The 12,144-nt window shown below is 37.1% G+C and carries 12 protein-coding genes; 5 read left to right on the forward strand and 7 right to left on the reverse strand.

Translation table 11 applies throughout. The features are described from left to right. Positions 1-146: 146 nt before the first annotated feature. From CEF16_RS07075 to CEF16_RS25255, 5 genes are all read right to left on the reverse strand, one after another. On the reverse strand, positions 147-989 hold the full coding sequence (locus tag CEF16_RS07075) for an ABC transporter permease (protein ID WP_091582331.1): 843 nt from the start codon (positions 987-989) through the stop codon (positions 147-149). Beyond that, positions 986-1,948 carry an ATP-binding cassette domain-containing protein gene (locus CEF16_RS07080; RefSeq protein WP_091583163.1) on the reverse strand — a complete coding sequence of 321 codons (963 nt, stop codon included), beginning with the start codon at positions 1,946-1,948 and terminating at the stop codon, positions 986-988. The genes CEF16_RS07075 and CEF16_RS07080 overlap by 4 nt, the downstream gene beginning before the upstream one ends. 647 nt (positions 1,949-2,595) lie before the next feature. Continuing rightward, positions 2,596-2,817 (reverse strand): sensor histidine kinase, encoded by a 222-nt coding sequence (locus CEF16_RS25250; protein ID WP_091582326.1) that lies wholly within the window; start codon positions 2,815-2,817, stop codon positions 2,596-2,598. Further along, a complete protein-coding gene (locus CEF16_RS07095) occupies positions 2,747-3,013 on the reverse strand; it encodes an MIP/aquaporin family protein (protein WP_091582322.1) in 267 nt (88 codons plus the stop codon). The genes CEF16_RS25250 and CEF16_RS07095 overlap by 71 nt, the downstream gene beginning before the upstream one ends. 8 nt (positions 3,014-3,021) lie before the next feature. Beyond that, positions 3,022-3,090 carry a sigma 54-interacting transcriptional regulator gene (locus tag CEF16_RS25255; protein WP_425428017.1) on the reverse strand — a complete coding sequence of 23 codons (69 nt, stop codon included), beginning with the start codon at positions 3,088-3,090 and terminating at the stop codon, positions 3,022-3,024. 226 nt (positions 3,091-3,316) lie between these two features. Here CEF16_RS25255 and nhaC point away from each other — a divergent pair, with 226 nt between their 5' ends. The 3 genes from nhaC to aspA are packed head-to-tail and all read left to right on the forward strand — an operon-like array spanning position 3,317 to position 7,249. Continuing rightward, positions 3,317-4,738 carry a Na+/H+ antiporter NhaC gene (gene nhaC, locus CEF16_RS07100; protein WP_091582319.1) on the forward strand — a complete coding sequence of 474 codons (1,422 nt, stop codon included), beginning with the start codon at positions 3,317-3,319 and terminating at the stop codon, positions 4,736-4,738. A 40-nt stretch (positions 4,739-4,778) separates the two neighbouring features. Continuing rightward, entirely contained in the window at positions 4,779-5,777 is a 999-nt protein-coding gene (locus CEF16_RS07105; RefSeq protein ID WP_091582317.1) for an asparaginase, read from the forward strand. 59 nt (positions 5,778-5,836) lie between these two features. Continuing rightward, the gene (aspA, locus tag CEF16_RS07110; RefSeq protein ID WP_091582314.1) at positions 5,837-7,249 is read left to right on the forward strand and encodes an aspartate ammonia-lyase; all 1,413 of its coding nucleotides are present in this window, start codon (positions 5,837-5,839) and stop codon (positions 7,247-7,249) included. A gap of 29 nt (positions 7,250-7,278) precedes the next feature. Here aspA and CEF16_RS07115 read toward each other — a convergent pair whose 3' ends face one another. After that, a complete protein-coding gene (locus CEF16_RS07115) occupies positions 7,279-7,638 on the reverse strand; it encodes a helix-turn-helix domain-containing protein (RefSeq protein ID WP_091582311.1) in 360 nt (119 codons plus the stop codon). Between the two features lie 135 nt (positions 7,639-7,773). On the opposite strand from CEF16_RS07115, the gene CEF16_RS07120 reads away from it, so the two are divergent. Next, positions 7,774-8,748, forward strand: a complete 975-nt coding sequence (locus tag CEF16_RS07120; RefSeq protein ID WP_091582309.1) for an asparaginase — start codon at positions 7,774-7,776, stop codon at positions 8,746-8,748. A gap of 727 nt (positions 8,749-9,475) precedes the next feature. Here the strand turns inward: CEF16_RS07120 and CEF16_RS23625 are convergent. Further along, entirely contained in the window at positions 9,476-9,622 is a 147-nt protein-coding gene (locus tag CEF16_RS23625; protein ID WP_170031680.1) for a hypothetical protein, read from the reverse strand. 512 nt (positions 9,623-10,134) lie between these two features. Here CEF16_RS23625 and CEF16_RS07125 point away from each other — a divergent pair. After that, a complete protein-coding gene (locus CEF16_RS07125) occupies positions 10,135-11,967 on the forward strand; it encodes an LTA synthase family protein (protein WP_091582306.1) in 1,833 nt (610 codons plus the stop codon). Positions 11,968-12,144: the final 177 nt, after the last annotated feature.

The following is a 12,144-nucleotide window of genomic DNA, read 5'->3' on the forward strand; positions in this document are numbered from 1 at the left end:
CAGAATAATAAGTACACTTCTATTTCATAATTTTTCTCTCTATGACATTCTTCTATTGATGCAACATACTCCTAAAACATTTATGAAAGTACCTTATTTCTAAATGGATGATACATAAAAAAACTGTTCGGGCTTACCGGTCTTGTTTACTTTTTATTTCGATACATGAACATCGTAAGCGGAGCAAAAATGGTAGTTATAATGGCGGAGGCGAGCAATATCCATCCAACTTGTTCCCACGTAACAGCACCGTGCATAGACCCTCTAACCCCAGTGACGAGCAGTGAGATTGGATTAATTTCTACGAATCCCTGCAGCCAGGAAGGTAAGGTTTCAGGATCAACGAACACGTTGCTGACAAACGTCAACGGAAAAATCACCATCATGCTTGCCATCATAAGTGATTTTTCTGAGCGCATGATTAACCCGAGTGTCGTCCAGACCCATGATAAACTGAATGAAAAGATCAACAATAATATCAGCGCCCCTAAAACACCCGCTAAGCCGCCTTCCGGTTGAAAGCCAAGGATCAGGCCCAGTACGATCATAATGGTTGCAGCCATGGTGTAGCGAACCGTGTCGACAAGTAAGGCACCAACAAGTGCTGAGGGCAGCCATATCGGTAATGTACGAAAACGATCAAAAACTCCTTTCGTAATGTCATTGTTCAAGTCCACACCAGTATACATAGTGATCTGAGATACTGTCATAACGAGTATCCCTGGGAGAAGAAATTGTAAGTATTCACTCGTCGATCCTGCAATGGCACCGCCAAATAAATAGGTGAACATAAGTAAGAAAATAATAGGAAATACAGTAACATCAAACAACTGTTCTGGCACATGTTTAATTCTAAGCAGCGCACGTGAAGCAAATGTTAGAGAGGAGGACAAAGGATTTGGCTTCGCAGGCCTGTCTGTTGATGCGATAGCCTCACGTAATTGCTTGTCGGGCCCGCTTTGTATATTTGTTTTGTTCGTGTTCTTCATTGTGTTTTCTCCTCCACGGGCTGACCGGTTATCGTTAAAAATACTTCATCCAGACTGGGTTGTCCAAATGAAAAGTCACTGACAGAAATATTCGCATGAGCGAGTTCCCCTAGTGCTTCTGCAGCCAAGTTTGGATCAGTTACTTGCGTCGAAAAACCAGCAGGATCAGAAGTACGCTGAACAGGGGCCTTCAGTTTTGTTTCTAATAGTTCTATTGCTCTCTGTCGATTCTTCGATTCAATAAGGCGTACGTGCAATGTACCGGACCCGACAGATGCTTTTAACTCCCCGCTTGTTCCTTCTGCAATGATTTTGCCTTGATGAATGACACCAATACGGTCCGCAAGCTGATCTGCTTCATCTAGGTACTGCGTTGTGAGTAAGACTGTTGTTCCTTCACTCACTAATGCACGAACAATGTTCCATACTTGACTGCGGCTGCGCGGATCCAATCCCGTCGTTGGTTCATCAAGGAAAAGTAGATCCGGTGTGACAACAATACTGGCTGCAATGTCGATGCGGCGGCGCATTCCCCCTGAATAATTTTTCAGCTGCCGTTTTTTAGCTTCTTCTAAACCAAAAGAGCTCAATAACTCTTTTGCGCGCGTTTTCGCCTGTTTTCGCGAGTAACCCATTAGCCGTGCCATCATGACAAGATTTTCGATCCCGGTGAGATCCTCATCCAGCGATGCGTTCTGACCAGTTACGCTGATCCTGCTCCGAACTGCTTTTTTTTCAGAAGCAAGATCGTGTCCGAAAATGGACGCTGATCCTCCGTCTATAGGAAGCAGAGTAGAAAGCATGCGAATCGTCGTCGTTTTCCCCGCTCCGTTTGGTCCAAGAAAACCATATACCGATCCTTTTTGAATGGATAGATCCACCCCATCAACTGCTCGGTGTTCACCAAAAACTTTTACTAGTCCTTTAGCCTCTACAGCCAGATTAGAGGTTGACTGCATTGATGCGTTATCGTTCACATGGATATCTCCCTTCATATTGTATGTTGTATAACTTAAGCCAACCTGCGGACTCATAATTATTGAATATACTCTGCTATGTTAAGGGACAACACTGATGACTAGTTTCAGAGGGAGAATCTTAGCATGCTATTCTTTAGCATTTCATTCGTTTCAGCCGTTTTCAATAATCAAAAGGTAAGCCTAAACTCTTTCCATTTCCCCATTCACTGCACTCATTCTAGTTAATCAATATTACTGCTGTTTGCTTCAGCTAATTTCTACTTTTCCCCACTCTCCTCTTAATTTTTCAACTTCATGTTCTAGATAATATACTTCTGGAGTGAAAGGAAAATCCATTCTTTTTTTACAAAATTTTTACATCTTGTCTTTTCGCCTAAAATTCCAAGTCATATAGTTACTGCGGTGTACTTATGTTTACTCGGCGAATGCCGTCGTTTCGCTGGCCCCCCCATTCTTCTTCAAAATAATATTTTATACGTTTATCTACGTTTCGTAATCCAATTCCTGTTGTATGCCCTTTTGTTTTGCCGGAGGAAAGTGTGAATACTCTAACGTTTTCCCACCTTGCATTCCTAACCATCATCAAGAATGTCGATGATAATTTTTTTCTTCTGCTATATATGCTTCTAGGAAAATATTAATTGGCTTTCCAACTGGTTCAAAACCATGAACAAGATAGGTATATTTATTGGTTTCACGTTTTCACTGATATCCATTTCAAAATGTAATTTGTTTCTATATCGTGTTTGTTGTATAAATAAATAGTTTTGGACATGTTCAATTTCTTCTTGCAAAGGCACGAGCTGGTCGATGTTTCGTAAACTGTACCGTAAAATATTCCCAAGCATGTATGTTAAATGAAAAGATACCAGCCATCGCTTGACTATTTTCTCTCCCAATTACTATAACGGTAGATTCTTGATAGGACACAAAGGCTGGATAATATAATCCAAAAACAAAGGCAGCATCTGTAAATGTTCCAGCAACTTGCGCACAAATATACGAAATAACTTTTTTCCATGGAAATCCTCGATACAAAGCCATTGATAGAGTTACTGGGCAACTACCTCTTTTCCGGAACCGGTTTCACCGAGTATTAAAACAGAACCATATCTATCCACTGTTTTGTCATGTTTAACTTCATTCCCTCTGTGAATTTACATTTTCACCTAATTTCTCAAATGATTTCATCAAGATGAATTGCCACTTATATTTTTAGTCGCATCTTTAAAAGATATGTTCTCAATTCGAATAATAATTTTGTAAATTTGATGTTTTGTGATATCATTGTTCTCATTAAGCGTACTTTTATATTCTTGGACATACTAATAATTTGGAGGGATTTAATTGAGTAATGAAAGATTACCGTCGATTTTTGAAGTTGGTGTCGTGTTGCTTGCATTTTTAGCTATTGTTTTTTCATTTATCGCAATTTTTAAACTACCTATTCAACTTGCGTTGTTTGTTGCCTGGTTTGTTGTAATATTGCTTGGTTTGAGACTGGGTTTTAACTATGAATCTTTGCAAAGCTCAATTATTAAAGGGATTTCTAATGGCCTGGAAGCTGTAATTATTTTAATGGCTGTCGGAGCACTCATTGGTACATGGATTGCTGGGGGTGTTGTCCCAACGATTATATATTATGGATTGGATCTCATTCACCCGTCCATCTTCTTATTGGCAACCTTAATTATTTGTGCCTTGACTTCACTCGCCACCGGAACTTCTTGGGGGACAGTAGGAACAGCTGGAATTGCGATGATGGGGATCGGTGAAGGTCTCGGTTTACCTCTTCCTCTAGTAGCAGGTGCTGTATTATCTGGTGCTTATTTTGGAGATAAATTGTCACCGCTTTCAGACAGTACTGTTCTTGCCGCTTCAATGTCAAAGGTAAATGTCATCTCCCATGTGAAATCCATGTTGTATTTAGATGTTCCAGCATTTACCATAACAGCCTTACTCTTCACAATTACTGGATTCAGTTATAGCAGCGGAAATTTAGATTTAGATAGAGTTCAATCAATCATGACTGCTTTAAACCATACATTTAATATTAGTCCCCTTATGCTAATACCCGCACTGATTGTAATAGGACTATTAGTTATGAAAAAACCTTCGATTCCCACTATTTCATTAGGAGCGTTAGTAGGCGTCGTTTGGGCTGCATTATTTCAAGATCTTTCTTTCGTTAATGCGCTTGAAACAGCCTATAATGGTTTCAGTATAGAATCAGGTTCAAAATTCATTGATACTTTACTAAATAGAGGCGGTATAAGCGGGATGCTAGGTTCCATTATAGTCATTATTCTTGGCCTTGGCATAGGAGGTTTGCTTGAGAAAATTGGGGTTCTAACTGTGATCATGAAAACTTTCGTAAATAAAATTAACAATGCAGGTAGTTTATCGACTTCTACGGTTTTTATTGGTCTGTTCTCCAATGTTTTTGGATGTGCAATGTACGTATCGTTAATTTTAACGCCTAAACTTATGGAGACCAGCTATGACAGAATGCATATTGATCGAAGAGTTTTGTCGCGCAATACGGAAGTAGGAGGGACGATGACATCAGGAATGGTGCCATGGTCAGATAATGGAATCTTTATGGCAGGAGTCTTGGGAGTTTCCACTTTATCCTATCTTCCGTTCATGTGGATGAGTTTTATTTCTATAGCTTTAGTCATTATTTACGGATATACCGGTAAATTCATTTGGTACACGAGCTCCTATGAGAAGGATGCAGAATCAGATCAGGAAGTAATAGGCAGCTAAAAAATCCAACACAACTATTTAAAACGAAGAGGTGCAAACGATGAAAAAAATACTTCTTATTGGTACAGGAGGAACAATAGCGTCGGTTAAGAGTGATAAGGGACTTACCCCTGGAATCAGCCCTGAAGATATGGCGAGTAAATTCGCGAGTCGATTTAATTGTGAGGTGGATTCCAAAGTATGCTTAAACCTTGATAGTACAAACATTTATCCAAATCATTGGATTGAAATCGCTACAATTATCCACAACAATTACGATAAGTATGATGGTTTTGTCATTACCCATGGTACAGATACAATGGCCTATACCGCAGCTGCCCTACATTCGATGTTAATACACTTGGGCAAGCCTGTCGTTCTGACGGGATCTCAAATTCCGCTCTCATTAATGAATTCTGATGGAGAAAAAAATCTTATAGATACTGTTCATTATGCTTCTGAGGGAATGGCAGGGGTTTATATTGTTTTTAACAGCCGAGTAATCAAAGGAACAAGAGCAGTAAAGTTGAGAACGCGAAGCAATCATGCTTTTGAAAGTATTAATTATCCTTATGTGGCTTATATAGAGAATTCTGTTATTACTTATTATACTAGGCCTGATGAACCAAAAGGTGATCAGAAACCTGTATTGGAAACCAATTTATGTCCTGATGTATTTGTACTTAAACTTTATCCGGGAATCAATAAAGAAATTTTTCAGTTTATCGCTGATCATTACAAAGGGGTCATTATAGAATGTTTTGGGAGTGGCGGAATACCTTTCTATGAAGTGAATTTAGCTGACGAAATCAGAGAGTTAATAAGGTTGGGGGTGGTTGTTGTCCTAACTACTCAATGTCTTGAAGAAGGAATTGATATAGATCTATATGAAGTAGGCCGAAAGATAGACAAAGATAAAGTAGTAATCTCAAACGATATGAATACAGAAGCGCTTGTACCGAAGTTAATGATTGCTCTAGGGAAATTTAAGACTATGCATGAAGTTATTCATCAAATAAATCTGGAGATCGTAAAAGAAAGTATCGAATATCAATTTTAAACATAACAGATTTGTAAGGTTTTTCTTATCTGCCCCATACAATCTCAGGAGGTTATGCCGTGTTACATATGAAAACAGTTCGAGTTGAAAAAGATTTTTTAGGAATTAAAGAAATTCCAGAAGATGCTTATTATGGAATTCAAACATTAAGAGCCTATGAAAATTTCCCTATTACAAGCTATCGCATTCATGAATCATTAATTACTTCGGTTTCAATGGTAAAAAAAGCTGCAGCTGAAGCTAATATCTCTACTGGCCGCCTTTCCTCACATTTAGGGAATGCTATCATAAATGCAGCAACAGATATCATTTATGGGCAGTACCACGATCAATTTATTGTAGATCCGATTCAAGGAGGAGCGGGTACTTCCATAAATATGAACGCGAATGAAGTAATTTGTAATCGTGCGTTAGAAATCTTAGGGAAGGACAAAGGGGAATATTCTTACCTTAGTCCAAATAACCATGTAAATATGTCTCAATCTACAAATGATGTGTTTCCAACCACTATTCATCTTGCAGTTATAGAACAGATTGAACTGCTTCTTGTCTCTATGCAGCATATGGAAAAGATTTTTCATAAAAAAGCAAAAGAGTTTGATCATGTCATCAAAGTAGGACGAACACATATTCAAGACGCTGTACCTATCAGACTTGGACAAGAGTTTCAAAGTTATTGCAGGATGATCCATAGAGATATTGAACGGATCACCCATTCTTATAAGAAGTTGTATGAAATCAATATGGGAGCAACAGCCGTAGGGACAGGGTTGAATGCCGATCCTGCATACGTAAGCAAAGTAGTAGAAAATCTATCTAGGATAAGCGGTTACCCATTAACGTCTGCTGAAAACTTAGTTGATGCTACATCTAATACGGATATTTATACTGAAATTTCAGGTAACCTAAAAATTTGTATGCTTAATATGTCAAAGATTGCTAATGATATCCGGTTAATGGCTTCTGGCCCTAGAACTGGCTTGAATGAAATTAACCTTCCCCCACGTCAGCCAGGTTCATCTATAATGCCAGGTAAGGTTAATCCAGTAATGGCAGAAGTCATTAATCAAATAGCATTTCAAGTTGTAGGTAATGATCATACCATTGGCCTTGCCTCTGAGGCAGGACAATTACAATTAAATGTGATGGAACCTGTCCTTGTTTTTAATTTACTTGAGTCCATTAAGGTCATGAAAAATGGTTTTGGTGTGTTTTCTGATTATTGCATTGATAGTATTAAAGCAAATGAATCACTATTAAAAGATAATGTAGAGAAAAGCATTGGTGTGGTTACCGCATTAAATCCTTATATTGGTTACGAAAAAGCATCAGAAATTGCGAAAAAAGCCCTTCATTCAGGACAAACAATCCGAAGTGTATGTTTGAATGAAGGGATATTAACAGAAATGGAATTAAATAAAATACTAGATACACATAGAATGACTAGCCCAGGAGTTTTAAGTACGTATTGAAAGTAGTACGTGTCAATGACCGACTTATACTAATTCTCTTTTTTTAATTCTCTTTTAGCACGAACAAATGCAATAAAATCATTCAATTCATCATTAGACAAGTCCTCATTGTCGAGACGTATATTCCATTTTCTATTCCAATGTTGATCATTTAATTCAATAGTCGTTTTATCTATGGGAGACCGTCTGTCATCAATACGATTCAATAAGTAATCAATGGAAGTATCCATAATATCGGCTAGTTTAATGAGCGAGTCTAAAGAGGGTTGTCGGTAGCCAGACTCATAACCTGCATACGTACTTTTAGCAATTCCTAATTGATCTGCAGTTTCTTGAAGCGTCCATTCTTTTCTCTCTTTTCGGAGTTTAGCAAGTCTAGTTAATTTCATCTATTAACCCTCCCATAAAAATAGTATAGCTTAATTGAGCTGCAGACCAAAGTCTTTAAACCCTTGTTGTGGTAAACTAGTTATAATTAAATAAAGTTCCCGACAGACTCTTCTTAATAAAAAGGTGATGCACTTATGAAAAAAATTCTTTTATTGTCAACAGGTGGTACAATTGGTAGTGTGCAAACTGATGAGGGACTCATTCCTGGCATACCAATACAAGAATTGATCCGTTTTTTGTCAGTAGATGAAAGTAAGATTCAAATCAGTACGGAAACGGTCTTGAATATAGACAGTACAAATATGCAACCAGAACACTGGGTCAAAATTGCAGAGGCTGTTTACGAGAACTATTCCCAATATGACGGTTTTGTAATAACACATGGAACGGACACCTTATCCTATACATCAGCAGCACTATCATACATGTTACAAAACTTACAGAAAACTGTTGTTGTAACCGGTTCTATCCAGCCGATTGATGCAAAAAAAACAGATGGGATAAAAAATTTAGGGGATGCAGTTACGTTTGCAAGTGAAGGTACTCATGGTGTATTTGTCGTTTTTGGCGGGCGTGTAATTGAGGGCACAAGAGCTGTGAAGATGAGGACGGAAAGTTACGATGCCTTTGAAAGTGTTAATTATCCATATATTGCTTATATTGAAGAGCAAGAAATACTCTATAACATAAGGGTATCTAACAAGGTTACGGGAGAGTTTAGGTTAGACTCAGAGTTATGTTCAGATGTTTATTTGTTTAAATTATTTCCTGGAGCCAAACCAGAAATTTTAGAGAGCATAAGAGGTCAATTTAATGGGTTAATTATTGAAACGTTTGGGAGCGGAGGCCTTCCTTTCTTAGAAAGAAATTTTTTTGAAACAGTTGAGAAATTAATAAATGAAGGAATGATTGTGGCCATAACAACACAATGTCTGGAAGAAGGTGCGGATTTAACCCTTTATAAGGTTGGGAGAATAATCGACCAAAGTAAGGTTATTTTATCCAATGATATGAATACGGAAGCTCTCCTACCCAAGCTAATGTGGGCAATGGGAAAAACCTCAAATGCTGTTCATGTTAAAGAAATCGTAGAAAGTTCACTCGTTTAAAGAGTCAACGATATTATCTATCAAACATTATGGATACAAGTAACGATGGCTCCTCTTACCTACTTATATACGTCTTAGAACAAATTTAGTACTGGCATATTTTCAAAGTTTTATATTTTAAACAGAGAGTTACGTTTTAATGATAAACAAGAAGCTATAGAGTTCATTTGGGATTTGCAAACAACATTAGGTTGTCTCGCCACCAGATCTTGATAAAGTCGTGGCGTTGGCCAAGTCAGTTATTAGTTCTTACGAGGATGCATAACTTCTAAAGATTAAGTCGGGGATGGATGAAATATCCATCCTTAACTGTATATTTTACATGTATCTTGGAGTTACCCTTTATTGTTCACCTATCACCGAAGTAAGTATAAATGAAACATCATCATCGATTTCCTCTTCCAAGAAACTTGATTTCATTTCGTTCAATACACTAATTAAACAAAAGCGATTGTCCCAAATCGATAAATACCGATTGGGACCGTTACATTTTCAATATTTTCTTTTTCTCCATAGTAATCGTAAGGGATCTTCCACTTCCTCTACTTCCTCGTCTTCGGATAAGAAGATAGAACCTTTTATACTCCAGCATCTAAATCATCGCTTTCTAATGTGACTTTTCCTTCTGAGGGGTTAATTGTCTAATCCCTCCATGTTGTTGGGAATAATGAAAAAACGGACGCAAAAATTAGAGGTATTTGCTTTTAGTCCTGTCAAATTTTTTAATTTATTCGCTGACTTTTGTGAAGTATATATATTGAAGAAACTTGTCAGGAATTTCATTCCAATCGACTCCTTCAAATCCTTGATTAGCCTTATTCGGCATATGAACGCCAAACAATGATAGAGATAAAATCGACTTGTTTGCTGCCATTACTCCCAACAAATTTCAGCTCGCAAGCAATTGGGATGAGTGACGGCTATATTATTATTCGTTAAAAATTTACAAGTTATAAGCATCTGCAGGACTTGTAATGACTGATAAGTCTCTACTGCATCCTCTAACGCTGACCCCAAAATTCACTGCCATTGAGGACAAGGCACGAAACACATCCGGCACCAATGAAAATAAGAATAAAACTTCCAATGAACTCTGCAATCAGATCACCCTTTTGATATAGTAATCTATACTACCTCCTTATTTCATTTTCTAATAAACATTTAGAATTTTTAGAATGTTAAAACTAATATAGTAGTAATTAACACTTCATTCTCTAGAAAATAAATACTTAAGTTAGGATTATAAATACTTATAAAATGCTTAGTCGCACTATTAAAACTAAAAATGCCACAACTTTAAATAATATCTTACTTTTTACTACTTCATTATTTAACTTTTTAGTAATGCCAAATATGATTTGTTAAAATAAAAGAGAGGTGGAAACGATGAAATCCTTGTTTAATAGACAAATGTGGTTGTATATATTACTAATATATTTGAAAACAATTTTAGTTACCCTTGTTTTATTTCAAACTGTGCCATCAACATGGTTTCAATGGTTCACTTTTATGCTTAATCCGATTATTTTTCTATTTTTAGTGTTTAGTTTTGGCTTATTTTTTAATCAAAAATGGCAGCATGTCACCTTTTTCATCATCAGCCTGTTAGTATCTATTGTCCTTTATTCTAATGCTGTTCATTATCGCGAATTTTCAGATTTAATTACTGTTCCCATGCTTGCCATGAGTGCAAATATGGGTGATTTAAGCACAAGCATTGTTAAATTAATCCGATGGTATGATATCTTCTTATTTTTGGACCTATTGATTATTTTGTGGTTTTTAAATAGAAAATCGGTTCAATTACCCGTTCAAACCTTGGCATTTCGCCAATGGCGTGGAGCTGCAGTTTTTATTGCTGTCTTTATGGTCATCAGTACTTTTCTCTCGCAGACGGCATCCATCGAAAATGTGCGGCATTCTTTTGACCGGCAAAGATTAGTAAGCGCTTTAGGATTATACAATTATTATATCTATGACACTTTTATGTTCATGAAATCGCAGGCAAGCAGTACATTTGCAAAAGAAGACGATTGGGAGCCGATCGACAAACATATTGAAAACCATGAAGTAGAGACAAATAAAGAATATTTCGGGGCAGCAAAAGATAGGAATATAGTGGTCATTTCACTAGAATCCTTCGAATCTTTTGTAATCGGTAATACAGTAGATGGCAAAGAATTGACACCGAACTTAAATCAATTGATAGATGAAAGCTATTATTTTAAAAATTTCTATCATCAAACAGGACAAGGAAAAACATCAGATGCAGAGTTTTTAATTAATACATCCCTTTACCCTGCAGGCAGCGGTGCCGTCTTTTTAAAGCACCCAGACAATAAAATCGAAGGTCTGCCAGACATACTATCCTCCCGCGGTTACAGTACAGCCAGCTTTCATGCAAACGATCGATCATTTTATAATCGTGAGGATATGTATGACACGTTAGGGTACGATAAATATTTCTCTAAATCGTATTATGATATTAGTGAAGACGATGAAGTTGGCTGGGGGATGAAAGATGAAGCCTTTTTTGACCAGGCCATTGATCACTTACATGGATTAGACGAACCATTTTATGGAACATTTTTAACGTTAACCAACCACTTTCCATATGAATTAGAAGAAGAGGACCGCTTTATTGAACCATTGGATTCAGAAAGTGAAGTCTTAAACAATTACGTCTCAACGGTTCGTTATACGGATGAAGCGATAGGCAATTTTATAGAGAAATTAAAAGATAATAATATGTATGAAAATACAATGTTTGTCATATATGGTGACCATTACGGCATTGCAGACAGTCACAATGACGCCATGGGGGAGTTTTTAAATAAAGAAATTGATGCTTATGAAAATGCGAAACTGCAAAGAGTACCTCTTATCATCCATATTCCAGGCATGGAAGGAAAGACACTTGATGTTGTTTCAGGTCAAGTGGATGTCATGCCGACCATTTTGAACTTGCTAGGTATTTCAGTAGACGATTACACTATGTTTGGAAGAGATTTATTTTCTGAGGAACGGGAGGACTTTGTCGTTTTCCGTGATGGAAGTGTTATTGATGAAGAGGTCATATACACAGCGGACACCTGCTATGATCGGGAAAACGGAGAAGAGATTTCGATGGATCACTGTAATGAGGCAGTGGATAAAGGGAATAATGAACTATACTATTCAGATAAAATCGTGTATGGCGACCTTTTCCGTTATCGTTAATAAAAAGTACTCTTAATAAAGGGAATAAGTACAAGGATAGGCGGTCAGAATCATTTATCTGCTTAACCTATCCTTTTTACTTTTGAAAAACATCATTTACAACAACTACAAACGTAGTTTATTATCACCATCTGCTCAAGTACAGAAGCAAATAATGAACAATTCCATGACTTACTT

The organism is Alteribacillus bidgolensis (assembly GCF_002886255.1).
Classification (GTDB): Bacteria; Bacillota; Bacilli; order Bacillales; family Marinococcaceae; genus Alteribacillus; species Alteribacillus bidgolensis.